A 25,739-nucleotide genomic window follows, 5' to 3' on the forward strand; every position below is an offset into this window, starting at 1 on the left:
AGTTTAAGAGGCTTCGTAATGAGAGGAAAAATGGAAAAAAAAGTATTTTTGCTGGTTTTTTCTTTGTTCTGTGCGGGAATAGTCAATGCAGCTATCCTCAATGTACCATCGGAATACCCTACGATCCAAACTAGTATCGATTCTTCATCAACAGGAGACACCGTTTTAGTACAGCCGGGAACGTATGTGGAGAATATTAACTATAACGGGAAAAATATTACAGTTGCTTCATTGTTCTTAACTACACAGGATACTTCATTTATTTCACAAACGATTATAGATGGAAATAATGTAGATACAGTTGTGAAGTTTCAAAATGGGGAAGATTCAACAGCGATGTTATGTGGATTTAAAATAACACATGGCTGGACAAATCTTTGGGGAGGAGGAATTTATACGGGGGATTCAAGCCCTAAAATAGCATATAATTATATCTGTGATAATCGCGTAGATTATTGGTTGGGTATTAGTGAGGGCGGGGGAGGTATTTATTGTACTGGTGGTAGTCCTTTGATATATAATAACAAAATATTTAATAATATCGTAGAAAATGGGTACGGCGGCGGTATTCAATGTTGGTCATCATCGCCCGAGATAAAAAATACAGAAATATATAATAACTACAGTGATGAAGAAGAGTTGTTCGGAGGTGGAATATCTTATCTTGATAGTTCGGAGGTGAACATTGTAAACTGTAATATTCATGATAATATTGCCATAGATGGAGGAGGTGTATATTGTAATAACACTGGGGGTAAGATAAAAAATTCGGTAATTGATAATAATGATATGGTTAGCCAATATACAGGTTGCGGTGGAGGAGTGTACTGCAAGTCAAATTCTGAACTAATATTTTCAGGGGTTAAAATCTCTAATCATAGCTATAATGATCAGGGTGAGTATGGAGGGGGTGTTTATTGTAGTAATTCAAATATGACATTTAATAATTGTGAATTTATTAATAATTTATCAAATTTCGGAGGGGGAATATATTGTGTGAGCAATTCTCATATAGAATGTGATAACACTAATTTTTATACTAATGAAGGAGGAAATAGCGGAGGATGTTTTTTTTGCGATAATTCTACTATGATTCTTTCAAATTCTATCATCGATGGTTCGGATGCATTTAGTTATGGTGGTGCAATGTATGTACTGAATAATTCCTATGTGTGTATGGATAGTGTTTCTCTGATCAGTAATGTATCAAGCGTTGGGGGTGGTATAAGAATTGATAATTCAGATATTGATATATACAGTAGCTGTTTCTATAACAATTCTGCTTGCGATGGGGGAGCAATAATCAGTTTTAATTCTGATTTGAATATCTTCAATAGTCTTTTTGTTGAAAATGGAACGTATGAAGGAGGAAGTGCTATTGATGCAAGAAGTGGTTCAGATGTGTATTGCTGTAATGTAACGATAACGGATAATTATGCGCAGACAAGTTGTGGTGGAATCAAATGTAGTTCAAACTCAAATTTGGAAATGTATAATTCTATTTTATGGAATGACACACAACCGGAAATTATTGGCAATAATGTATCAATAATGTACTCTGATATTCAAGGAGATTGGATAGGTGTGGGAAATATTGATATTGATCCCATGTTTGCAGACACCTTGAATGAAGATTATCGTTTGACTGAGAATTCTCTATGTATAGACGCAGGCATATCGGACACAACTGGATTGAATATCCCACCGTCGGATATGGATGGTAACAAACGTGTGTGGGATGGAAATGGAGATGGAATAGCGGTCATCGATATGGGAGCATATGAATATGCTGCTCCTCCTTTTTCAATTGATCCACAAATTATTCCAAATAAGTTACTAATGTATAACTTTCCAAATCCTGTTCAAAATTCATCCACAATTCAATACTCTCTCAAACAAAATTCCCATGTAAAAATCACTATATACAACATAAAGGGACAACTGATCTCAACGCTTATGAATGAATATAAGCCAAAGGGAGAACATTCAGTAAACTTCAATACCCGAAAATTGAAATCAGGAGTGTATTTTTATAAAATCGAAACAGATTACATAACAGAAATTAAGAAGATAGTTGTGATAAAATGATGGAAAATATAAAAAGGAGAAATACAATGAGAAAGATAGTTTTCTTGCTGACGATTGCATTCCTTTTTATGGGAATGCTTAATGCAGCTATCATTAATATACCTGATGATTATGCAACGATACAGGAGGGTATTAATAGTGCTGAAGATGGGGACACTGTTTTGGTAGCAGATGGAGTTTATACAGGAATGAATAACAAGAATTTGACCTGGGATGGGGATGAAAAGCACATAATTGTCAAATCCCAAAATGGTCCAGAAAATTGCATCATTGATTGTGAAGATGATGGAAGGGCATTTTATTTTGATTCCACAAATCAAGATACGACTGATGTTATTGATGGATTTACAATGAAGAATGGATTCTCAAACTGTGGTTCGGGTTTTTATTGTCGATATTCTTCACCCAAAATAATGAACAATATTATTAAAGAAAATTTAATAAGTCCTTTGATGGGTGGTGGGTCTGGCGCTGGAATATATTGTTATCACTCTTCATCAATAATAAGAGATAATCTTATAACTTCTAATAATATATTTTGCAGTGGAATGCCAGGATTTGGTGAGGGAGCTGGTTTATGTATTCTTTATGGAGCACCTATTATTGAAAATAACGATATTATTAACAATGAAATAACTGCTTCTGATCTTGAGTGTTTTGCATCAGGTGCAGGACTGAATGTCTTAAATTCATCTTCACAAATTAAAAATAATTTAATTAAGGGAAACAGTACTATACATCAATTTGAGATGAGTAATTCAGGGGGAGGAATGTACTGTATTAATTATCAGGATAGCTCAATGATAATACTAAATAATACTATTGTAAGTAATCATTCGGCAAAAGGTGGGGGAGTTTTAATCAATGGATATATAATATTCGATAATAATATTTGTTGTAATAATTCAGATGACGGTATTTATTGGTCAGGAATAGGGAACGTGCCCAAAATAGAATATAATGAAGTGTATGATAATACTCAGAATTTCATTGATTGTCCCCCAGGGATAGGTGATACAACCTGGGGAAATAACATAAATGGAACTTCCTGCGATAGTTGTCATAATATTATTGAAGATCCCCTGTTTGTTAACCCATATGATGGAAATTTTCATCTTACTGAAGGTTCTCCCTGTATTGATGCTGGTGATCCAAACTCACCCTTAGACCCAGACGGGACAATTGCTGATATGGGAGCTTATCACTATCATCAACCAGCTTCGATAGATGAACCGGAATATAACTCGAATATTATTTGGAATTCCCCCAATCCAACAAAAAATGCAACTACAATACAATATTTCCTCAAACAGAATTCCCATGTGAAAATCAGCATTTACAATATCAAAGGACAGCTGATCTCAACATTTATTAATGAATATCAAATCAAAGGTAAACATTCGGTCATTTATCATACTGACACCTTAAAATCAGGTGTGTATTTTTATAAAGTTGAAGCCGGAGAATTAATCAAAGTAAAAAAGTTGGTCGTAATACAGTAAGAAAGTTTAACATATTTATCAGCGTTAATCTGCATAATCCGTGTTAATCCGTGTGCGATTCTCTAAGAAAAAATCATAAACTTGACAACCGGACTGAGATAATATCTACAAACAGGTAATGAAAAAAGAACAGGTCGATCGAAAAGAAGTTGTCATTTACTGCGACGGTTCATGCAAAGGAAATCCCGGTCCGGGCGGATGGGCTGCAATACTTCTGTATAAAGGCAAAAGAAAAGTATTGACCGGTTTTTCTCTAGAAACCACAAACAATATCATGGAGCTTACCTGTGCGATCAGGGCGCTTGAACAATTAAAAGAGCCCTGTATCGTTGCATTGTATTCGGATTCCAGTTATCTTGTAAAAGGCATGTCCGAGTGGCTTCCTAGCTGGAAAGAGAAGAACTGGAAAAATTCGCAGAAAAAAGCAGTCAAGAACCAGGAACTGTGGCGGAAACTGGATATGATCAACCAGAAGCACACCATTTACTGGCAATGGGTAAAAGGTCATGATGGTCATCCTGAAAATGAGGAATGCGACCGTTTGGCAAAATTAGAAATAAAAAAACGTATACAATAAATGTATTAACAAGGAGTATGTATGAAGAAAGTATATATTCTTAACCTTCTTATGATCGTTCTGGTATCTTGCAGCATGTTTAAAACCTCGTCCCCAGAGCGCTTCCAGACAAATCTTCTTCCTGAATACGTGCAGAATGTTTATCTTGGCATGCCGCTTGAGGATTTCGAAGAGGTAAGAGATATCGATAAGATGATCGTTGAGCAAGGCATATCTTTTCGAATTCAGTATGAAGAGATCGTTGATAATGAACTTTTCCAATCTATCATCTATTATTTTGATGCAAACATTTCTTCGCAGCCTTTATATGAGATGATCTTTATATTCCAGGATGATGTCGATGTTGAATCTTATACTGAATCTTTGTATGGCGAACCCTCGATCACCTACCATCTACCATTTGATGAATGGTGCTGGCAAAGTGGAGAAGGATTCCAGATTTTAGCATGGACATTTGAGAATAAACTCGTCATTGTTGGAGCGATCAAAAATACCGAATGGGGTGATCTGGACATTTGTGGTAAAAAATGATCTTTGAAACAGAACGTCTTAATATCCGAAAGCCTACGACTAAGGATGAGGATGTAAATTTTTACTTCCAGCTTTGGAATGATCCTCGCGTAATGACCAATGTAGGTTTTCCAAAGGGATTGATGATCCGCAGAGAGGATATCATTGCACAAATTGCTCGAGCTGATGACAATGAGTATGATAAAACGCTTTTGATTATCGACAAAGAATCTGATAAGCCGATTGGTGAATGCAAACTTGGTCTGGCTGATGAAGAAGGAGAAGCTCATACTGATGTGAAATTACGGCCGGAATTTTGGGATAAAGGATTTGGTGTAGAAGTCAAGCAGGCGCTTGTTGATTATCTCTTTACACATACAGATTGTATCGCGTTGCAAGCATCACCGAACAAGGAAAATATTGCTTCACAGAAAATGCAGGAAAAGGTGGGGGCAAAAAGAATCAGGGAAGAGACCTATCATTTTCCTGAGCATATGAAGCACTATACAAAAGATGTCCATCTATACATTTACAGATTGACACGATCTGATTGGGAAAAGAAAAGAAAGAAAAAAATATAGGAGTTTTTCATGATTGAAAATATCATTGCATACCTTAATGCGAATCCGATCTTATGGTTGATCCTTGGTATTCTTGGGATAATAATCATCTTTGCTATCATCAAGAAGATGTTCAAATTGCTCATTGTTCTGGTCGTGATTGCGCTTATTTATGTCGGTTATCTTTTCTTCACCGGCAAAGATATCCCCACCAATAAAGAGGGTTGGATCGAGCACGGAAAGGAACTACTCGAAAAAGGTAAGGAAGCAGGTAAAGATCTTCTTGAAAAAGGAAAAGAAGCAGGCGAAGATATTATAGAAAAAGGCAAGGAGGAGTTAAAGAAAAAGGGGAATTGATTATATTTCTTTTGTATATTATAATTCCTTTCTCTGTTAACTCTGCGGTAAAGCTATAAATCACTGATGATATATACTATGCCCTTATCACCCCGAAACTAACCGCAGAATTTATCATTGCCTGCAGCTCATTAATTGCTTTGGAAACTGATTGCCCGATCAAATCCATCTTTGATATCTGATATATTCTTTCTGAAGCTTGCTTGATTTCTTTTGAAGAAAATATCTGATCGGTCAATCCGCATGACTTTATCAACGAGATAATAACAATATCCTTTGGTTCGGGAATTTCATCAGATAGAACGATCTGGCGAATGCGCTGCCTGATCGAAATCTCTTCTGAATCATTTAAAACAGGATAACGTTTTTGAGGGAAGAGTCCGAGAATTTTCCTCTTTTTTTCTTCGAGAAATCCTTTATCAACAAGACGCTGCGTGAGAACTTCTCGCAAATTGCTGTATCTATTTCGGATTTCTTTTACCCAATACAATGCATTTTTATCATCAGGATGTTCCTTGATCATATGAAGGATATCATCATAGATCGGGTCGCCAGTTGGGGTATCATCGATGAGGATAAGGTGTTCAAGGTCTGTATCAATCTTATTAGAAAGAGCAAGTTCCATCAAAATGGATCCTGCAAGCGCACTCTCAAAAGACATGAGTGACATAGGAAGAAACGTACCCTTCCTGTCATCAAGGGAAAGTAAAATCAATTCTTCTGCAAAACTTAACATCCTCAAATCTCCATATTTTATTTACTTACGATTCATATAATCTAAAAAATTCTCGTCAATTAAATTTTTTCTCTATGAATTTTTGAGTATTTTGTACAATCAAAAAAACAAATACTTTGACATAAATTGGTACTGTCCATCATATATTGCCGATATGGAAATAGAAATGTCTTTGTGTTGGAGGAACGATGATTAATCCGCAAATATTCAGAGAGTATGACATACGTGGTATTGTAGATAAAGATCTGACAGATACTGCAGTAGAAAATATCGGATTAAGTTTTGGAAGCTATTTGCATGAAATGAACCTGAAAACCGTAGCACTCGGTGGTGACTGCAGATTGAGTTCGAACAGATTCAGAGCGATACTGAGTAATGCTTTGATGGAGACCGGTTGCAAAGTGATCGATGTTGGCACTGTGCCAACACCTGTTCTGTATTATGCAATCGAAAAATTACAGACTGATGCAGGGATCATGGTAACCGGAAGTCATAATCCTCCTGATTTCAACGGATTCAAACTTTGTGTCGGCACCTTCTCTATTTATGGGAAGGAAATTCAAAAGATCAGAGAGATAATTGATGAGAGTGTCTATATTTCAGGAGAAGGATCTGTCGAACATTACGATAGGATCATCCAGGATTACCAAGATTATGTTGTGGAACACCTTATCGTTGATAAACCTATCAAAGTCATTGTGGATTCAGGTAATGGAACTGCTGGTCCTGTTGCACCGGATATTTATCGACGTTTAGGATGCAAGGTCATTTCACTTTTTGAAGAAATGGACGGTACGTTTCCGAATCATCACCCAGATCCAACCGTGAAAGCAAATATTGAAGAGCTTATCCATAAGGTTATTGAGGAAAAAGCCGATCTTGGTATTGGGTTCGATGGTGATTCTGACCGCATCGGTGCTGTCGATGAAAATGGAGAAATTGTTTTTGGAGATCAACTTCTGATGATATTCTCCAGATCACTTCTTAAAGAACATCCAGGTGCAACGATCATTTCCGAGGTTAAGTCGTCTAAAAACTTATATGATGACATTAAGAACAACGGCGGCAATCCAATCATGTGGAAAACCGGGCACTCGCTGATAAAAGAAAAAATGCGCGAAGAACAAGCACTTCTCGGTGGCGAGATGAGCGGACATATGTTCTTTGCTGATAAATATTTTGGTTTTGATGACGCGATTTATGCTGGTGGACGATTGCTCGAGATCCTGTCTCAAACAGATAAGCATCTCAGCCAGCTTTTGTCTGATGTTCCGCCCGTATTCAATACTCCTGAGATAAGGATCGACTGCCCTGATGAGAAGAAATTTAAGATCGTTGAAGATGTAAAGCATTACTTTGAAAAGAAGCGATGCGATATAAACGATATCGATGGTATGCGTATTACTTTTGAGGATGGATGGGCACTCGTTCGGGCATCGAATACGCAACCGGTTCTCGTCCTCAGATTTGAGAGCACATCGGAAGAGCGCCTTGCTGAGATCAAGGATATGATCATGAGAAAAGTCAAGGAGTTCATCAAAGCTGCTTCCTGATACCATGACCGCGTTACATGAAATCTTGGTTTCAGACCTGCTTGATCCCCGAGCAATAATTCTGAATATTGATATTACAGATAAAAAAATACTTCTTAAATTCCTTTGCAATCGTATGGCGGAAGTGTATGATGATGTTAATAGAGAAGAATTTTATCATCATATATTAAAAAGGGAACAGGACCTTTCAACCGGTATCGGCAAACACATCGCAATCCCACATGCAATTGCTCAGAATGCTTGTTCTCTTCACCTGATCTTTGCAACGCATCAAGGAATAGATTATGACTCACTCGATGGTAAGCTTGTGAATATTATTTTTATGCTTGCGATACCTGCTGATCAGAAACAAATCTACTCAACATTTCTTATGAAAATATCACAAATGATGAGCGCTGGAAATTTCAGCAATGAACTCATGAATGCAGTAAAACCAAAAGACATAATTACACTTTTTAAACAACATGAGGAGGTCTCATGAAAAAAATAATGTTATTTGTTACGATCGTTTTATTCTCAACGTACCTGTTTGCGGAAAAGATTACTCTCACATTCTCAATCGATGATTTTTCCTTTGAAAAACAAGGTGCGTATGACATTGTAAATCCACCTCTTAACAATGATTATATCTTTACAAACATTCCGGGTCATCCTCAACTTCCTTTGAAGATAATTACACTCTCACTGCCCCAAAACCAACAGATTGGTGATGTAAAGATCATGAATGCCGAGTCTCAAAAAGTTAACGGGAAATTCACTATTTATCCAGTGCAAAAACCAAAAGTACTTTCAGATGATTCACCTGTGGAATTTGTTCAAACCGATCCTTTAATTTATGGAAAAAGCAGTTCATATCCTGCTGAAATAGTTCGGCAGACAAAATCAGGATTTCTATCCGGATTTCATCTGGGCTCATTACTCGTTAGTCCTTTCCAATATAATCCAATAACGAAGGAGCTTGTATTCATACAAGAAATAGAGATAGAATATGAATTGACAGAAATGAAAAATAAAGGTATCGAGATCAATAAGAGAAGTGATGCAAGCCAGCAATATCTAAACAACGAGATCAGCAAACTTGTGTTCAATCCAAAAGATGTATGTGAACCAGAGATTGTGCACAAAGGATTAAGAGATGAAGTGTATGAATATGTGATCATAACCAATGATGATTTCGTCGATCAATTCCAACCATTAGCTGACTGGAAAACCCAAAAGGGAATGCGAACCTTGCTTGTGAACACCACGTACATTTTTAGCAACTATGATGGAGTTGATACTGCTGAAAAGGTGAGAAATTTTATAAAAGATTATTATCAAAATCATGGCACGATATGGGTGTTGCTTGGTGGAGATACGAATTACGTGCCGTATCGGGTTGCCTTTGCCTTTGACTGCGAGTACAGCTCTTACTCGGATAACTTTCTTCCCTGTGATCTCTATTTTTCCGACCTTGATGGCACATGGAATGATAATGGAAACGATATATGGGGAGAGCTTGAGGATAATGTCGATATGTATCCTGATGTGTTCGTAGGTCGGGCATCGGTTGAAACAACGATAGAAGCAACAGCATTTGTAGATAAAATATTGACCTATGAAAAAAATCCTCCTGTTGGATATCAGACCGACATGATGTTCCTTGCCCAAGTATTATGGAACGATCCATATACCGATTCCGGAGTCAGCAAAAATTTTATTGATAATGCCTATGTACCGGATCAGTTCGATTCTATAACAAAATTATATCAATCACTTGGGAATACATCACATGATATTGTCGTAGATAGTCTTAATGCAGGTCAGCATATTGTAAATCATTGTGGTCATGCATGGTATGGATCGATGTCTCTCGGAAATGGTTCACTAAGTAATAGTACTATGGACAATCTTATAAATTCACCTGCCTTCTCGATCTGGTACACGATAGGGTGCTGGCCTGCTGCGTTTGATTATAATTGTATAGCAGAACATTGGATAAATAATCCAAATGGTGGTGGAGTTGCTTTTATTGGTAATTCGAGGTATGGATGGGGAAGCCCGGGAAATCCCCTTTATGGTTATTCTGATACCTTCGATCAGGAGTTCTTTAAACAACTTTTCCAGGAAGGGATCCAGAATATTGGTATGACCATGGGACTTGCAAAGTCTGTTTATGTACCATTTTCGAGGAATGAGAATGTGTTCCGCTGGTGTGAGTATGAGATTAATCTCCTCGGTGAACCGGAGATGAATATCTGGACTGATGTGCCTGAGATACTGACAGTAACCTATCCTGATAGTGTTACGATTGGCACCTGCGATGTACAGGTTAGTGTGTATGACGGAGTTCAACCTATGCACAATGCGCTTGTGTGTTTCATGCAGGGCGATGATGTCTATCAGACCGGTTACACAAATCTGCAAGGAAGTGTAAATCTTACAATTACAACCGGTACTATTCTTGATGACCTTCTATTGACAGTAACTGCACAGAATTTCTTGCCCTATCAGGATACAATAAAAATTATTTCAGACCAGCCGTATGTTCTGATAGATTCCTATACTACCAACAATTCTATTGACGGTTATGTTGTACCTGGTGCAACAATCTCGGTGGATGCAGGTTTTCATAACTTCGGGCAGATGCCTGCTGATAACCTTGAATGTATTTTGCAATCGAATAGTGATCTTATTACTTTTATAGATAATACCCATTCGATCGCGCATATCGATCCTAAAACAGCACTATTCCAGGAAAATATTTTTTCCTTTACTGTATCATCAGATATTGAGAATGAAGAGGTTGTAGAACTTTCATATACTATCTCTGACAACTCTAAAGCACTATGGGTTGGTACGTTACCAATAACAGGTGCAATGCCGATATTTGAATATATTTATCATCAGGTTGATGATTCAGTTAATGGAAATGGAAACAATATTCCAGAACCGAGTGAGCAGATTGATATCGAGCTTATCGTAAAAAACACAGGACTTTCTCAATCATTCGATACACAACTTTCTCTTTCCTCGAATAGCCCGTGTGTGAATATACCCTATTGCATCTGGGATGTTGGCGATGTGCCTGCAGGACAGTGTACAGAAAGCACAGTTACATTAATGATAAACAGTTCTTGCATTCCACCTGAATTTGCAGATATAGAACTCGCGTTTATAGATAGTCTGGGATTTACATGTGTCGATTCATTTACCCTCACAATTGGGGAAACAGGATTCTCCGATGATGTGGAATCCGGAGATGATAAATGGACACATTGGGGGATCGAAGACCTCTGGCATCTTACAGAACGGAAATCAGTTTCAGGCACCTATAGCTGGTATTGCGGGATCGAAGATTCTGTCTATTATCCCGATGATGTCGACGAAACACTCGAATCCATACCTTTTACGATCGGAACCAGTCCTGCACTATCATTCTGGAGCTGGAATGAATTTACAAATTACGGTGTGGATGGATTTTACGTTGAGATATTTAACGGCACAGATTGGATTATTCTTGATTTCATTGGAAGCGGGGGAGCGCTGCCTGTGCTCACGACAAAAAATGGATGGCTCGAATATATCTATGATCTTTCAAATATTCCTCCAGGAACCGAATCTAAAATCCGTTTTAAGTTCATAAGCGATGATGAAGATGTTGCTGAGGGTGTGTATGTCGATGATGTTATTGTATATACGGATGACTGTCCTATACATGTTGATTTCATTGCAGATAAATTCTATGGTAAAGAGCCGGTAACAGTTAATTTCTACGATCATACTTATACAGAAACCGGTCCAATAACTTCGTGGAATTGGGATTTCGGTGATGGTGAGTTTTCGAATGAAATGAACCCTCAACATGTCTTCAACGAAGATGGACTTTTTGCGATAACATTACAGGTTTCCGATCAGTTTGGAATATATTCCTCGACAATGAAAGCAGATTTTATTCACGTTCGACCGGATACGACAAAGACAGTATATGTTAATCAAGATGGGACCGGTGATTTCACAAACCTTTCAGAAGCATTTGATGCACTTAATGCTGGTGATAGTATTATTGTAGCAGATGGAATATATGGCGGTGTACTGAATACAGATCTGGTCATTCCAAACAATAATATCACAATTTGTTCAGAAAACGGATATGAAAACTGTATCATCGATGGGGGAGATGCTCAGACGGCATTCATGTGCGGTTTTAAAGAAGGTATCACGATTGCAGGTTTGACCTTCTCTTCATGCTCACACAGCAGCTACGGTGGAGCGCTCAGCACGAACGGTTCAGTAACAATTTTGGATTGTTATTTTGATGAATGCTCTTCAGATTTGGATGGAGGTGCGATGTGGTCTGTGGGCGGGACATCACTGCAGATTGAAAATTGTATATTTGAAAATTGCAATGCTGACAATGGGGGCGCAGTATATATTGAACTTCTCGAACAAGTTGCATTGCATAATAATGAGTTCTCATCGTGTCAGAGTAATGACGATTCAGGAGGAGCACTCTATATGAATGTCATCAATACCCTTGATATCAATTCTTGTGATTTTAATCAATGCAGTGCTCTAACTCCGGGTGAAGGTGGTGCAATCCTCACAAAAGACGTATATGCAATGCAGATAAAAAAATCCCATTTCAGCGAATGCGAATCTGTTATTAGCGGAGGAGCTTTGCAAACCGAAGATTGCCAAGACGTTTTGATCGATTCATGCTCTTTCATGTATAATGAATCGGCAAGCGGTGGTGCGATCAAATTCGAGGATTCTTCTGTAGATATTACGCATTGTGAATTTGGTTTTAATGATGCGACCATCGGTGCAGGATGTTACATTGTAGGCGGTTGCTTGGTCATGATAGATAACAGTCTCTTTTATGAAAATTCGAGTACAAACATTCAGTCAAAAGGTGGCGCATTGTATGTAAATGATTGTATTGTTGCAGTAATAAATTCTACGATTGCGAATAATAGCGTGAATACTCAGGCTGGTGGGATCAGTCATCTCGGTACTCGCGGGATGTCGATATACAATACGATATTATGGGACAATCATCCACTCAATATATGGGCTGTTGACTCAACAAAGATAAATATAGCATTTTCAGATATGACGACTCCATGGACCGGGACAGGCAATATATCACAAGATCCATTATTTCAAAACATTTCATCACAGAATTATCATCTTAATGAACTCTCTCCTTGTATCGATACGGGTAATAATAGTTTTGTGCAAGCAGAAACCGATCTTGATGCACATATGAGGATTTGGGATGGCTCTGGCATTGGTGAAGCAATCGTCGATATGGGATGCTATGAATATGGGTCACCAATTTATGATATCGATCCTCAAATCCCTGACCAGACAACAGCATTCCTGTTAAAAAGTTTCCCAAATCCGTTTAAGGCTCAAACTCAGATAAGCTTTTACGTACCTCAGTTGGAGCAATGTTCAATTGAAATCTATAATATCAAAGGACAGAAGGTTGCCACTGTACTCGATGAAGAAAAAGCAGCTGGACTTCACACGACAAGCTGGGATGGTAAAAATTATCAAAACAGAGAAGTAGCAAACGGAATATATTTCTATGTATTAAATGCAGGGAACAAAAGAGAAGTAAAAAAACTCATTTTGATGAGATAAAGAATAGCAACAATTATATTTATAGGGGCTGAATATATTCAGCCCCTATTATATCAAAAGAATATGTTTAATCCAAATACACACCCACACCAACGATAAGAGTTTCACCATCAACTTCTACCTGTTTTATATATGATGATTTTTCTGATACCTTGTCTTCACCGGGTTTATTCCAAAAATAATCTACCCATCCGCATCCCTTTTCATTTCCAACTTCAATCATTTCTCGTATGAAATATTTACCTTCTTCATCCTGAGTATCATAAAGATTTGTTCCATCAAGTTCAGGATGCACGAGCAATGTTCCTTCATTATCGAGGACAAAAACATAATTATCGTTGAAAATAAATTCGGAAGTTGGATCTCTTAATTCATCAAAAGCTGCTATACCTTCTCCTTCAATCATATCAGCTGCTTCGTTCACTTGATCCACAACAAATGCTCGTTCCATTTTCATGTTGTAAAGACCGCATCCGACAATGTATTTTATTCCAGAAGGTGCGACTGCTGAACAAACATAGGTTGTTTTCCAGGTTGGATCGTATTGATCTTCATCCTGACCGGGAACCTTCCATAAATAATACGACCATCCTGCGCTGTCACCGTTTGCTACTTCGCGAATAAACCATTTGATAAAAGGTTTTCCATTTACGTCAGTTAGTTCCATTACATTGGTGCCGACTAACGCAGCATTCGCATGAGCATATACCATTCCTTCAGGATCGATAGTGAAGATGTACTTATCATCGTGACGCCATTTGGAATCCTGTACTGCAAAATCGGTAAATGCATCTTCGCCTTTTTCTTCGATCAATGCAGCGGCATCATTCACGAGCTGTACTAACTGTTGTGTTTCTTCATACTGATATTCTGCATCTTGAGCATACAACGCAACACTAAAAATGAGAATACTTATTAAAATACAAAATGATCGTATAAACTGTATGAAGTTCTTTTGTTTTTTCATTTTTGCTCCTAGCTTTATATTTTGATAATTCTCAGAAATTAGGGAATTCAAGATATTATCCGTCAATATTTATATATCTTACTATTTTCGATTGGCTAAAATGATATTTATGTTATGACAGATTCAATGGAAAACTTGTGACTCAAAAAATAATATTTTGTGATGGCTGAACATGTTCAGCCACTTCTTCATTGGTCATTGGATATTGAGTATTGGATATTGTTTTTCCTTGACGCAAAATTGAAGCATTTGCTCCTTTACAATAAATGAATATTATCCAACAGGAGGTCTGATGATCATTATTCATGACCTGAAAAAGGTCTTTGAAAACAAAAAGAAGGGATCAGTCTCGTACAAGGAAGCTCTTAAGGGTATCAGCTTTGTATGCAAACCGGGTGAGATCTATGGTTTACTCGGTCCAAACGGTGCCGGTAAGACAACCACACTACGGTGTATATCGACACTCATTAAGCCAACGTCAGGTACAATTACAGTGAATGATTATGACGTACAGAAGGACGATAAGAGAGTCCGATCGATCATTGGTTTTTTGACGAGTGATATGAAACTCGACGGCTTCTTTACACCGGATTATATGATGGATTATTTTGGTCGCTTGAACAAGATGACTCCCGAAGCAATAGCAGAACGGAAAGAAGTTCTTGTAAAAGAGCTGCACATGGAGGAGTTCAGGTATAAGAAGATCGATAAGCTCTCTACCGGCATGAAACAGAAAACATCGATTGCAATCAGTCTTATTCATAATCCTGATGTCATTATTTTTGATGAGCCGACTAATGGTTTGGATGTCATCACAGCAAAAAATGTTACTGATTTCCTCATCAAATATGCTAAAGAAGGAAAGACTGTGCTGATATCCACTCATATTATGAGTGTAGCTGAACAGATCTGCGATAAGATCGGGATCCTCATCGATGGCTTGATAAAAGAAGATGGAACGCTTCAGGAGATCATAACTGAGAACAAAGCACGTAATCTCGAAGATGTGTTCTTTAAGTATCTGGAGGTGCAGGATGTTTAGTGATGCCTATATCATTATGAAGAAAGAGCTTAAACGGCTTTTTACAGATAAGAGAACAGTATTCTTTATGGTTGTTCTTCCACTGCTCATGCTTCCGCTTTTATACACAGTTATGGGCAAAATCAGCCAGTCTCGTTCAAAGGATATACGAACGTATCATGGCTCGATTTTTATTGTTCCATTAGAGCAGAAAGAGTCACCGATTTACCAGGAGTTTGTAAGTATAATCGATGAACAGATCAATGCAAAGATCAATGAGATTTCCGAATCGGATATTCAGTTCGCTAAAGACCTTATTACAGAGAAAGAGGCACAACTGCTTATTACTTTTCCTGATGACATGGACTTTGCTTTTGATGCGATTCAGCCTTTTGATATCCACATATATTACAATGGAGCGTCTGATTATTCCAGCTATTTCTATCGCAGGACACAGGATGCAATAGCTTCTCTGGCAGATTCTCTTATTATTGTGAGACTGGAAACACTTAATATTCCTACTGAGATACTTACACCAGTTACTGCAAATCGAACCATTGAACCCACAGAAGTAAATCTTGCAAAAAAGGGAAGTGAGGTTGGAAAAGCATTTGGAGTTCTGCTTCCTTTCATCATCATTCTATACCTTTTTGTAAGTTCAATGCAGGTAGGTATCGATACGGTCTCTGGTGAAAAGGAACGCGGTACACTTGCAATTTTACTCGTAAACCAGGTTGGCCGGGCATCGATCATTCTCGGGAAACTGCTGGCAGTTGTATGTGCATCATTTGCAAGTGCTCTGAGTTCTGTTGTTGGTTTGATGATTGCTGGAAGATATTTCTTGAAAGATCTGTTCCGTTCATCTGCAGAAATGTCTGATTTCGTTCTTGGTGCCGGACAGATATTACAACTGGCTGTACTGCTCATACCAGTCGCAATTTTACTTGTCTCTTTGGTTTTGATCTGTGCAACCTATGCCCGTAATTCAAAAGAAGCTGCCGGATTAGTTATGCCGTTATATATGCTTGTACTGATACTGAGTATCGGTTCGAGTTCGATGGGAGAGACAGTACCCGTTTGGATGCATTATGCTCCAATTATCAACACAGTCGTAGCAATGAAATCCATATTCATCAAAGCATCTACATGGGGTGATGTTTTTATCGCTGCAATTTCGAGCTTGATATTTGCTGGAATACTTATTTATTTCATGCTCAAAATGTTCAAAAATGAAAAGATATTATTTAGGATTTGAGGAGTTTTCATGATCGAGAAAAATATATCAAAATATAACAAATTATTTTCTGAATATACCGAACTACGTGTTCAGGAAAACAGGAATTGTTCAATATCGGTTGTCAATGGTGACATCATGGGCAACAATAAGAGTTCTGAAAGTGGTGTTTCTGCTCGTGTCTACAAAAAAGGCGTTTGGGGATTTTCATCAAACCCGACAATTTCTGATGAAACCGTAAAAGATGTTATACAAGCAGCTACAGAAAATGCGTTGTACCTTAACGATAGGGAACGCAAAAATAAAGAACCCCTTCCCAAAACGATCGGTACTGCTGAGAAAGATTTCATGACCGATAAGCAGAGAAAAACGCAGAAAGAGATGATCGATTTTCTGAAAGAAGTGGATGATCATATCGGAAAAACGTATAGCGATCTGACTGCAAGAACGACAATGTATAGATGTCTTGAAATGGAAAAAGCATTACTAACGTCTGAAGGTTCCCATTCGTATTCTATGATACCGAGGTCGATCATTTATATTGTAATGAGTTTGGTCAAAGATGGTCAACCTTTCGAGTTGTATGAAGTTCATGGTGGATTCGGGCAGTTTGAAGATATTTTTGATAAACCAGATGATATCTTCGAGAAATTACAGATCCAGTATGATCATTTGAAGAAAAAATCTGAAGGAGTGTATGCAAAAGCAGGTGTTGCAGATTGTATCTTTGCCCCTGATCTTGCAGGAATTCTCTCACATGAAGCAATCGGGCATACCGTGGAAGCTGATATTGTTCTCGGTGGTTCTGTTGCAGCAGATTATCTGAATAAACAGGTAGCGAATCCAAACCTGACAATGGTCGATTTTGCTAATACTGCTCTGGGGCAGATGTGTCCAATTCCTGTTTTTGTTGATGATGAAGGAACGAAGGCAGAGGATGCAGTCCTTATTGAGAACGGTATCTTAAAAACATTTATGCATAATAAAGAAAGTGCTCAGCACTTTGGCGTGAAACCGAATGGCAATGCTCGTGCATATACCTATTCTGATGAACCGATCATACGTATGAGAAATACTGCAATAGTCCCAGGTAAAGATAAACTCCAAGATATGATCGCATCGATCGATGATGGATATTATCTTATGCAGGCTTCGAACGGACAAGCAGATTCAACCAGTGAATTCATGTTCGGTATTGTTAAAGGGTATGAGATCAAAAATGGTAAACTCGGTCGTGCTTTAAAGGATACAACCATCTCTGGTGTAGCATTTGATATGCTCAAAACTATCTCTATGATCTCTGATGATATGGTCTGGTCATGTGGCGGCATGTGCGGAAAAAAACAGCTCATTCCTGTTGGTATGGGTGGTCCAGCAGTAAAATGCAAAGTGAACATTGGAGGTAAATAATGAAAACTGATAGAGAACTCGTTAAATATTGTATCGACCGCATGATGGCAAAAGGTGCTCAGAAAGCTCAGTGCTATCTCAAATTCAATAAAAAACACGAACTCAATGTCGATGCCGGAGAGATGACCCTCTTGAGAACGACCTTCGATACCAGTCTTATGCTTAAGGCAATTATCAATGATCAAAAAGGCGTTCTCAAACTCAATAAAAAAGATACCGAATCAATAGATAAAGCAGTTGACCAGGTGATCGAACTTGCTCAGTCCTCCCTGCCAGATACTGCAAATGATATTGCAGAAAAACAGCCTCCGAAAGAATTCACTGCAGGAAGAGAAAATCCGGACCTCGATCTTATGTATGACCGTTTGCATGATTTTGTTCTGTATGAAAAAGACCACTATCCGAAAACAGTAATAGAACAGGCGATCATCGATTTTACGCAATCGAATATACTTATCCAAAACTCAAATGGTGTTGATTTTGCAGGAAACAGAGGTGTCTATTCATTTTCGGTTATGTTCACATCAAAAGAAGGCGAGAAGGCATCATCGTTCAATTATTCGGGATGCTCAATGAAAGAGATCGACAAATCTCTGCATGAGTTTGCTTCTGTCGATGCGCTTCTCAAACAGTCCGGTGAGCAGATACATACTTCGGCTTTTCCGGGCAAAATGGTTTGTGATGTGATTATTACTCCGGACTGTCTTTCATCATTTATCCATTATATTACCGCGTATTTATCAGATTATTCTCTTATATCCGGAAGCTCCATCTATAAGGATAAACTGAATGAGAAGATTGCACATGAGATGTTCACCCTTCATTCATCACCCCGATCGCCGGAAATGGCAAAGAATTATTTCTTCACGACTGATGGTTATGAAGCACAAAACATGACGATTATTGATAAAGGGATACTTCGATCATTTCTTCTGTCACAATATGGTGCCAAAAAAACGGGAAAACCCAAAGCAGTAAACAGCGGTGGGTGCTACATTCTCGAACCTGGCACTGCATCATTTAATGAGATGGTTTCATCAATTGATAAAGGATTATTGTTATGCAGATTTTCCGGGGGCAATCCGAGTGATAATGGAGATTTTTCCGGAGTTGCCAAGAACAGTTATGTGATCGAAAATGGAAAAATAGAAAAACCGGTTGCTGAAACCATGGTTTCTGGAAACATTGCAGAGATAATCCAAAATATTGTAAATATATCGAAAGAAAGAATCGATTATGGGAGTGCCATGTACCCCTGGATGCAGGTGAAGGGGATCACTGTTTCAGGAAAATAAAAGGAGTAAGCTATGATTTCATATCAGCATACCCAACGGAGTAAAATATTGATGTATATCATCATCTTTGTACTGCTGTTCATGCTCTTTCTTATGTATATGTATGGATTCAACTGGATTGGAGCTGTGGTTATGGTCCTCATGATCTGTGCGCTGTATCTCTTCAATTCATTAACTGTGAATATCGATCAGGAAAAGGTAAAAGTTGCTTTTGGGTATGGTCTTATTAGGAAAATTATCTACCTAAGAATGATTCAATCTGCCGAAAAAGTAAGAAATAAATGGTTCTACGGATTTGGCATCAGACTCATTCCGGGTGGTCAAATGTGGAATGTTGCGGGATTTGATGCCATAGAACTTAAACTAAACAACGGAAGAGTTTTCCGCATCGGTACCGATGAGCCAGACAGACTTCTTGAAGCTATCCGATCTCAAATTGGAGTAAGTTATTTATCTCGAATTTCGTAGCAACTTTACACATCTAGGAGTATAATGAATGTACTGATTATTTATGCGCATCCTTATGAAGGAAGCTTTAATAAAGCGATACTTACCAATACGATCGAAGGGCTAAACCATGCTGGTCATCAGTATGAGCTTATTGATCTGAATGGAGAGGGATTCAATCCCGTTCTAACCCGTGAAGAGTTGGAAAAATATCCTGAGGGTGAGTATCTCGATCCCATGGTGGGGGAGTATCTCACAAAAATTAAAGCAGCTGACCATCTTGTGTTTATCTTTCCGATCTGGTGGGGAGGTGTGCCTGCAATCCTGAAAGGTTTCTTTGATAAAGTATTGTTAAAAAAACAAACATATGACTTCAAGGGAAAATGGCCCCAAGGGAAGCTGAAAGGAAAATCCGCGACTGTTATTTCAACAATGAATAGCCCGAAAATTTTCTATAATCTCATAGGAAAAGCACCTATAAAGCACACTGTGATAAATGGCAGCTTGAAGCTGTGTGGTATTAAACCAGTTAAGTGGATTGAGTTCTCAGAAGTATTATCAATCTCACAAATAAAACGGGAAGGAATGCTCGATAGGATTTTAGATTATTTTACGAATTTATAATTAATCAAAATTAACCTTGTGTGTCCCAAATAAATATGCCATTGAAAGTATTGAATTACATACACCAATTTGGCTTCTTCTCAGATGCCAATGGTCACTTATATCTCCAGTTGATGCATATAACCAAACACCGCTAGAATTCGATTCCATCGATTTTTTTATTTTTTGAGTAAATTCATGATCTTTTGCAGCGTCGTTACTCCCTTCTGTATGAAATACATACAGTGATGAATTATGAGTATGAGAATCATCCATAGCAGCGAAGGCAAAACCACCAAAATTCTGATGAAAACCATCCATCAGTTGTAATAATTCATCGATACTCTCAAATCCAAGTCCTTTTGCAAAACCATCTATTGAATTATCGAGATCCTGAACCTTTATTCTAAGGTCATCATAACTTATGAACTCATCTTTCATTTCAATGGTGAAATGGTATCTTCTCACCTTACACCAGGAATATTCCCATGGAAAATATGCAGAGACTGTAGCGAGTGAATAGTATTCACCAGGTCCTTCATTTCCAAATACATAATAGCCACCTCCATTTTTATGAAGATCACAACTATGCATGCGACGGAACTTGTTGTGTAACCAATGCTTGATGAGGAAAGAATCTATGTCCTTAATAATATCACAAAATGAAAATTTAGTGCAACCTGATTCATCTTCTATTTGTTTCAGGTCATTGATCTTATTTGCTACAACACTGAAGGTTTCATTAACGATCTCTGGATAGTATTCGTATGCATGATAATATCCTTCACCTTCGAGATTTCCAAAATCATTTACGGTAAGATTCATTGTTGAAAAAAGATGCATACTGTCGATAGGGGGATCGTTATAAATTGTTCCTTGAGGATTAATATACAGATTGAGCACAATCTCATTATCATTTCTTTCACCACTCAGTTTCCAGATCTTGCAGTTACCGGTTAGATTTCCATCATCATCCTCGTAGAGATAAAAATCTTCATAAGATGTACTATATTCAGGAAAGTCTGTTCCGCGCATACCTTTGATCAAAGTTTTGTCTTGGTAACTTTCCAGCCCAGTTAACGTAAAAGTGTACTTACCATTGAGTTTATCATCAGTAAGATATTTAGTAACTTTTTCGCAGGAGAGGATAGTTAATATTAGAGAAGTTACTATAATAAAAAGTACTATTTTCAAGGAAGAGGAATGTAAAAACTTATCTGTTAGTTTTGTGTTCATGTTATCTTACGAAATGGATTTATTATTAATCGTAATTTACTTTATTAGTTCCAATAAGATACATTATAAGAAGCTGAGAATTACACACACCGAAATCGCTTCGTCTCAAATGCCACGAGTCATGAATATGATGACCAGAATATATATAAACATTACCAACATGTGGATTGAAAGCATCGGCAATAGTTTGAATGAATATATGATGTTTTGCTTCTTCATTTCGTTTAGAATCTTGATTTACGTAAATTGAAAGATTATGAGTATGAGTGTCATAAGCGGTACTAATTGCAAATCCTCCAAATTCGTTGTAAAAATCATCCATTGCATCGAAAAGAGCTTGTAAATTATCAAATCCCAATTCAGATGTGAAATTTTCTAGTTTTTTATCCAATGCTTCCATAGTAGTTTTCAAAACTTCATAAGTAAGAGTTTCTCCCTCAAGACTTATCTCGAAATGATATGCTCTCACTTTGCACCAGGACCACTCAAATGGAAAATAAACGGTTTGAGTATAAGCTGGCAAGATACTGCCAGGTCCTTCGTGTCCGAAAATATAATATCCTCCTCCATCTTTATGGAGATAGCAATTACCGATAGGTCTGAAAATTCCATCAGTAAGACATGATATCAGAAAAGAGGATATGCTTGAGATAACATCACAAAAACAAAAACGAGTATTAATTTCTTCAAAGGAAGAGAGTTCTTCGATTTTATTCGCAGAAACAGAATAGGTCTCATTCTCGATTTCCGGATAATATTCATAAGGATAGTACATCCCATCACCTTCCAGGTTTCCGAAATCATCTATAGTTAAGTTCATTGTCGTAAATTTCTGCATATTATCAATAGATTCATCCAAATTTAAAGTTCCCTGCGGATGAATATAAAGATCCAATTCCACATCCTGACCGTCTCTAGTGCCTTGTATTTTCCAGATTTTACAATTACCGACAATATTACCTTCACCATCTTCATATAGATAAACATCATCGTAGGTTGTACTATATTCCGGATACTCGGTACCGCGTTTTCCTTTGATCATTGTGGTATCCTGATAACTATTTATTCCGGTTAATGTGAAAGCGTATTTCCCACTGATTTTGTCATCAGTAAGATATTTCGTTACTTTTTCACAGGAAAGAACGTATAGAAACGATAGAATAATCAGTATTGCTATAATTATTTTTAAGGGAATTGAATGGAAAACAAGGTTTACAAATTTAGTTTTCATGTTGTCCTCCTAGGGAATTTTAATATATAAAAAAATTTAAATAATTGTTATGATTTTGTGTCAAGAATAAAAATATTTGACAAATAAAATTCATGTTCTAAAAAAGTGACCGACGGTCGGTCGAATATAAATCAAGGAGTATAATGGCTCGAATCGTTAAGAAACATGAAGCTCGAAAGAACGAGATCCTCGACGTAGCTCAGAACCTGTTCTACACACAGGGTTTTGATAAAACTTCTATCAACCAGATCATCGATGAAATCGGTATTGCTAAGGGAACAATATATCATTATTTTAAATCAAAATATGAGCTCCTCGATGCTGTGGTCGAGCGATTAATCTTCCAGATGAAGGATGCTGTTCAGCCAATTCTTCTGAATTCAGATTTAACACCTATACAAAAATTCAATATGGTTTTCAAGGCTATTGGGCAGATCAAATTTGAAAGAAGAGAATTCATGATAGACTTGCTCAAGGTGATGACACGAGACGAGAATGTCATTCTCCATCAGAAGATGGTGGCACGATCCATTGATTTTCTTTCTCCTGTACTATCAACAATAATCAAAGAAGGTGTTCTGCAGAATTGCTTTAACTGTGAGTATCCCGACGAAGTTGCGATATACATTATAGGTCTTTCAGGTTACTTGAATAGATATTTAACCAAAACGATCATCGATATCGAAGAAGGACGTGTAGAAGTTGATGTTTTCATTAATCATCTCAAAGGTTTCGAAAGCGTGATAGAACGAATGATCGGTGCTGAAAAAGGCACACTTTCACTTGCGAACGAACAGCAGGTTCGAGATTTTTTTACCACATAGGAGGTTTAAATGCCATTACTCGAATTACAAGGCGTAACTAAAAATTACACAAAAGGGGAGCAGATCATTCCTGCACTCCGTGGAGTCGATCTGATTATTGAAAAAGGAGATTTCCTTTCGATAGTCGGTCCATCCGGAAGCGGGAAATCAACGTTGCTTAATATCATAGGGTGTATCGATACACCAACAGATGGAAGAGTGCTGTACAATGGAAATGATCTGACAACACTTTCTGATAAAGAAAAGACCTATTACCGAAAAGAAAATATCTCATTCATCTTTCAATCCTATAACCTGATACCTGTATTGACGACTCGGGAGAACGTGGAACTTCCGCTCATCATCGAAAAGAAGTTCAGCAAAAAAGAGATCCAGGACAAAGCGATGAAGATCATCGAGATCGTTGGACTCGAAGATATGGCTGATCGATTCCCACGCGAACTTTCGGGCGGTCAAGAGCAACGCGTTGCAATTGCACGTGCATTGGTGAAAAATCCGCTTGTAGTACTAGCAGATGAACCCACAGCAAATCTCGATTCTGAAATGTCCGAAGATATCATATCCGTTATGCAGAAAATGAATGAGGAGATACATACCACTTTCATTTTCTCAACTCATGACCGGTTGGTGGAGAAACATGCAAAGCGAGTCATAATCCTTAGAGACGGCATGATAGCAAAAGACGAAAGGAAGAATCATGGCAACGCTTAATAAGATCGCATGGCGCAATGTTCGCAGGAACAAGAGACGCACCTTTCTTTCTGCCCTTGTGATCGCTGTCGGACTTGCTATCTATATTTTGATGAATTCAGTTATGACCGGTATGAATCGGGCAAATATCGATAATCTCATTGATCTCAGTACTGCTTCAATAAAGATTTCAACAGAAAAGTATCATGAAGAAAAGGAAGCACTTCCCCTAAAATATGGAATTACAAATGCAGATATGCTGATTTCATTTATAAAAGATCAATCGGATGTCATTGGAGTGACACCGCGAACGCAATTTCTCGGACAACTCTCGAATTGGGAAGACATCATGCCGGTAATGGGGCAGGTCATCAATGTTGATACAGATATGACAGTTTTTGGTTTTGACAAATACATTATTGGGGAATTTCTTTCGAACGAGCAGGATAATGAGATCGTACTCGGAAAAGACCTGGCAGAGGAAATGGGCGTTGAAGCCGGTGACTACATAACACTCTATGCTCTTACCAAATTCGACAGCCGTAATGCTGATGAGTTCTATATTACCGGTTTGCTTGGTACAACTGACCCCAATATCAATCTCAATACTGCTTTGATCAGCTACCAAACCGCAAATGACTTTCTTGATCTTGAAAATCTTGTTACTGAAGTGGATGTTGCAGTTGAGAGACGAGTTAACTTTGATCGGTTTACAAATGATGTGAACGATCTTGCAACGACGCTTCAGCAATCGTATCCTGAACTTCACATCGAAACCTTTGAGGAAATGGCACAGGCGTTTCTCGGAATCACAGAGCAGAAACAAGTTTTTGGATCTATCATTATGCTGATCATCCTGGCAATCGCTGCGGTCGGCATTTTCAATTCAGTTCTCATGAGTGTTTACGAGCGCATCCGGGAGATCGGTGTGCTTCGGGCGCAGGGATTTGAAAGAAAAGAGATCGTTAAACTCTTCCTGTGGGAAGGATTGATCATTGGATTTTTTGGAAGCATCATGGGTGTTACTCTTGGATGTGGTGTGAATCTGTATCTTGTAATTGTAGGTTTTCCATTGGATAAATTTGCTGGTTTCCAGAGCAGCGGCATACCTTATTGGGGAGTTCTTTACGGTGAATGGAATATTGGTGCCATCGTCTTTGCATTCTGTTTTGGTCTTGTCGTTGCACTTGCTGCAAGTTACCTTCCTTCAAGAATGGCTTCGCGAATGGAAGTGACTAAAGCGCTGCGTTTCGTGTAAGGAGTTCAC

Annotated in this window: 22 protein-coding genes; 18 read left to right on the forward strand and 4 right to left on the reverse strand. The window is 37.9% G+C overall.

Annotated elements, in window-relative coordinates; translation table 11 throughout:
- Positions 1–30: 30 nt before the first annotated feature.
- From JW794_01065 to JW794_01090, 6 genes are all read left to right on the forward strand, one after another.
- Positions 31–2,088 (forward strand): T9SS type A sorting domain-containing protein, encoded by a 2,058-nt coding sequence (locus tag JW794_01065; GenBank protein MBN2016716.1) that lies wholly within the window; start codon positions 31–33, stop codon positions 2,086–2,088.
- A 26-nt stretch (positions 2,089–2,114) separates the two neighbouring features.
- Positions 2,115–3,590, forward strand: coding sequence for a T9SS type A sorting domain-containing protein (locus tag JW794_01070; protein MBN2016717.1), 1,476 nt, complete (start codon positions 2,115–2,117; stop codon positions 3,588–3,590).
- 118 nt (positions 3,591–3,708) lie between these two features.
- Positions 3,709–4,167: a ribonuclease HI gene (gene rnhA / locus JW794_01075; protein MBN2016718.1), complete on the forward strand. Its 459-nt coding sequence runs from the start codon at positions 3,709–3,711 to the stop codon at positions 4,165–4,167.
- A 21-nt stretch (positions 4,168–4,188) separates the two neighbouring features.
- Positions 4,189–4,698: a hypothetical protein gene (locus JW794_01080; protein MBN2016719.1), complete on the forward strand. Its 510-nt coding sequence runs from the start codon at positions 4,189–4,191 to the stop codon at positions 4,696–4,698.
- Positions 4,695–5,258, forward strand: a complete 564-nt coding sequence (locus JW794_01085) for a GNAT family N-acetyltransferase (protein MBN2016720.1) — start codon at positions 4,695–4,697, stop codon at positions 5,256–5,258. The genes JW794_01080 and JW794_01085 overlap by 4 nt, the downstream gene beginning before the upstream one ends.
- Positions 5,259–5,270: 12 nt before the next feature.
- A complete protein-coding gene (locus JW794_01090; protein ID MBN2016721.1) occupies positions 5,271–5,594 on the forward strand; it encodes a hypothetical protein in 324 nt (107 codons plus the stop codon).
- Between the two features lie 76 nt (positions 5,595–5,670).
- Here JW794_01090 and JW794_01095 read toward each other — a convergent pair whose 3' ends face one another.
- Complete coding sequence (locus JW794_01095) at positions 5,671–6,330, reverse strand: GPP34 family phosphoprotein (GenBank protein ID MBN2016722.1); 660 nt, start codon at positions 6,328–6,330, stop codon at positions 5,671–5,673.
- Positions 6,331–6,518: 188 nt separating this feature from the next.
- On the opposite strand from JW794_01095, the gene JW794_01100 reads away from it, so the two are divergent.
- The 3 genes from JW794_01100 to JW794_01110 are packed head-to-tail and all read left to right on the forward strand — an operon-like array spanning position 6,519 to position 13,514.
- Entirely contained in the window at positions 6,519–7,883 is a 1,365-nt protein-coding gene (locus JW794_01100; GenBank protein MBN2016723.1) for a phosphomannomutase/phosphoglucomutase, read from the forward strand.
- Between the two features lie 4 nt (positions 7,884–7,887).
- Positions 7,888–8,364 (forward strand): PTS sugar transporter subunit IIA, encoded by a 477-nt coding sequence (locus JW794_01105; protein ID MBN2016724.1) that lies wholly within the window; start codon positions 7,888–7,890, stop codon positions 8,362–8,364.
- Positions 8,361–13,514: a T9SS type A sorting domain-containing protein gene (locus JW794_01110; GenBank protein ID MBN2016725.1), complete on the forward strand. Its 5,154-nt coding sequence runs from the start codon at positions 8,361–8,363 to the stop codon at positions 13,512–13,514. Before JW794_01105 ends, JW794_01110 begins: the two co-directional genes overlap by 4 nt.
- 67 nt (positions 13,515–13,581) lie before the next feature.
- Here JW794_01110 and JW794_01115 read toward each other — a convergent pair whose 3' ends face one another.
- The gene (locus tag JW794_01115; GenBank protein ID MBN2016726.1) at positions 13,582–14,481 is read right to left on the reverse strand and encodes a cache domain-containing protein; all 900 of its coding nucleotides are present in this window, start codon (positions 14,479–14,481) and stop codon (positions 13,582–13,584) included.
- Positions 14,482–14,773: 292 nt separating this feature from the next.
- On the opposite strand from JW794_01115, the gene JW794_01120 reads away from it, so the two are divergent.
- The 6 genes from JW794_01120 to JW794_01145 all read left to right on the forward strand — a co-directional run bounded on the left by JW794_01120 (position 14,774) and on the right by JW794_01145 (position 20,512).
- Positions 14,774–15,523, forward strand: a complete 750-nt coding sequence (locus JW794_01120) for an ABC transporter ATP-binding protein (GenBank protein ID MBN2016727.1) — start codon at positions 14,774–14,776, stop codon at positions 15,521–15,523.
- Positions 15,516–16,757 (forward strand): ABC transporter permease, encoded by a 1,242-nt coding sequence (locus tag JW794_01125; GenBank protein ID MBN2016728.1) that lies wholly within the window; start codon positions 15,516–15,518, stop codon positions 16,755–16,757. The genes JW794_01120 and JW794_01125 overlap by 8 nt, the downstream gene beginning before the upstream one ends.
- A 9-nt stretch (positions 16,758–16,766) precedes the next feature.
- Positions 16,767–18,146 (forward strand): TldD/PmbA family protein, encoded by a 1,380-nt coding sequence (locus JW794_01130; GenBank protein MBN2016729.1) that lies wholly within the window; start codon positions 16,767–16,769, stop codon positions 18,144–18,146.
- Positions 18,146–19,441, forward strand: coding sequence for a TldD/PmbA family protein (locus JW794_01135; GenBank protein ID MBN2016730.1), 1,296 nt, complete (start codon positions 18,146–18,148; stop codon positions 19,439–19,441). Before JW794_01130 ends, JW794_01135 begins: the two co-directional genes overlap by 1 nt.
- A gap of 93 nt (positions 19,442–19,534) precedes the next feature.
- A complete protein-coding gene (locus tag JW794_01140; protein ID MBN2016731.1) occupies positions 19,535–19,909 on the forward strand; it encodes a hypothetical protein in 375 nt (124 codons plus the stop codon).
- Positions 19,910–19,933: 24 nt separating this feature from the next.
- Positions 19,934–20,512, forward strand: a complete 579-nt coding sequence (locus tag JW794_01145) for an NAD(P)H-dependent oxidoreductase (GenBank protein ID MBN2016732.1) — start codon at positions 19,934–19,936, stop codon at positions 20,510–20,512.
- On the opposite strand, the gene JW794_01150 is transcribed toward JW794_01145, so the two are convergent.
- On the reverse strand, positions 20,513–21,685 hold the full coding sequence (locus tag JW794_01150; GenBank protein ID MBN2016733.1) for a hypothetical protein: 1,173 nt from the start codon (positions 21,683–21,685) through the stop codon (positions 20,513–20,515).
- A 67-nt stretch (positions 21,686–21,752) separates the two neighbouring features.
- A complete protein-coding gene (locus tag JW794_01155) occupies positions 21,753–22,958 on the reverse strand; it encodes a hypothetical protein (GenBank protein ID MBN2016734.1) in 1,206 nt (401 codons plus the stop codon).
- A 143-nt stretch (positions 22,959–23,101) separates the two neighbouring features.
- On the opposite strand from JW794_01155, the gene JW794_01160 reads away from it, so the two are divergent.
- From JW794_01160 to JW794_01170, 3 genes are read left to right on the forward strand one after another with little or no spacing between them, the layout of a single operon-like run.
- Positions 23,102–23,782: a TetR/AcrR family transcriptional regulator gene (locus JW794_01160; GenBank protein ID MBN2016735.1), complete on the forward strand. Its 681-nt coding sequence runs from the start codon at positions 23,102–23,104 to the stop codon at positions 23,780–23,782.
- A 9-nt stretch (positions 23,783–23,791) separates the two neighbouring features.
- Positions 23,792–24,493 (forward strand): ABC transporter ATP-binding protein, encoded by a 702-nt coding sequence (locus JW794_01165; protein MBN2016736.1) that lies wholly within the window; start codon positions 23,792–23,794, stop codon positions 24,491–24,493.
- Positions 24,480–25,730 carry an ABC transporter permease gene (locus JW794_01170; GenBank protein MBN2016737.1) on the forward strand — a complete coding sequence of 417 codons (1,251 nt, stop codon included), beginning with the start codon at positions 24,480–24,482 and terminating at the stop codon, positions 25,728–25,730. Before JW794_01165 ends, JW794_01170 begins: the two co-directional genes overlap by 14 nt.
- Positions 25,731–25,739: the final 9 nt, after the last annotated feature.

The organism is Candidatus Cloacimonadota bacterium (assembly GCA_016932035.1).
In the GTDB taxonomy this organism is placed as follows: Bacteria; Cloacimonadota; Cloacimonadia; order JGIOTU-2; family JGIOTU-2; genus Celaenobacter.

Coding starts and splice junctions, on each gene's coding strand:
- JW794_01080 (MBN2016719.1), top strand. CDS start 4,189: ATGAAGAAAGTATATATTCTTAACCTTCTTATGATCGTTCTGGTATCT.
- JW794_01170 (MBN2016737.1), top strand. CDS start 24,480: ATGGCAACGCTTAATAAGATCGCATGGCGCAATGTTCGCAGGAACAAG.
- JW794_01065 (MBN2016716.1), top strand. CDS start 31: ATGGAAAAAAAAGTATTTTTGCTGGTTTTTTCTTTGTTCTGTGCGGGA.
- rnhA (MBN2016718.1), top strand. CDS start 3,709: ATGAAAAAAGAACAGGTCGATCGAAAAGAAGTTGTCATTTACTGCGAC.
- JW794_01085 (MBN2016720.1), top strand. CDS start 4,695: ATGATCTTTGAAACAGAACGTCTTAATATCCGAAAGCCTACGACTAAG.
- JW794_01115 (MBN2016726.1), bottom strand. CDS start 14,481: ATGAAAAAACAAAAGAACTTCATACAGTTTATACGATCATTTTGTATT.
- JW794_01100 (MBN2016723.1), top strand. CDS start 6,519: ATGATTAATCCGCAAATATTCAGAGAGTATGACATACGTGGTATTGTA.
- JW794_01130 (MBN2016729.1), top strand. CDS start 16,767: ATGATCGAGAAAAATATATCAAAATATAACAAATTATTTTCTGAATAT.
- JW794_01120 (MBN2016727.1), top strand. CDS start 14,774: ATGATCATTATTCATGACCTGAAAAAGGTCTTTGAAAACAAAAAGAAG.
- JW794_01165 (MBN2016736.1), top strand. CDS start 23,792: ATGCCATTACTCGAATTACAAGGCGTAACTAAAAATTACACAAAAGGG.
- JW794_01155 (MBN2016734.1), bottom strand. CDS start 22,958: ATGAAAACTAAATTTGTAAACCTTGTTTTCCATTCAATTCCCTTAAAA.
- JW794_01135 (MBN2016730.1), top strand. CDS start 18,146: ATGAAAACTGATAGAGAACTCGTTAAATATTGTATCGACCGCATGATG.
- JW794_01105 (MBN2016724.1), top strand. CDS start 7,888: ATGACCGCGTTACATGAAATCTTGGTTTCAGACCTGCTTGATCCCCGA.
- JW794_01070 (MBN2016717.1), top strand. CDS start 2,115: ATGAGAAAGATAGTTTTCTTGCTGACGATTGCATTCCTTTTTATGGGA.
- JW794_01110 (MBN2016725.1), top strand. CDS start 8,361: ATGAAAAAAATAATGTTATTTGTTACGATCGTTTTATTCTCAACGTAC.
- JW794_01140 (MBN2016731.1), top strand. CDS start 19,535: ATGTATATGTATGGATTCAACTGGATTGGAGCTGTGGTTATGGTCCTC.
- JW794_01160 (MBN2016735.1), top strand. CDS start 23,102: ATGGCTCGAATCGTTAAGAAACATGAAGCTCGAAAGAACGAGATCCTC.
- JW794_01125 (MBN2016728.1), top strand. CDS start 15,516: ATGTTTAGTGATGCCTATATCATTATGAAGAAAGAGCTTAAACGGCTT.
- JW794_01145 (MBN2016732.1), top strand. CDS start 19,934: ATGAATGTACTGATTATTTATGCGCATCCTTATGAAGGAAGCTTTAAT.
- JW794_01095 (MBN2016722.1), bottom strand. CDS start 6,330: ATGTTAAGTTTTGCAGAAGAATTGATTTTACTTTCCCTTGATGACAGG.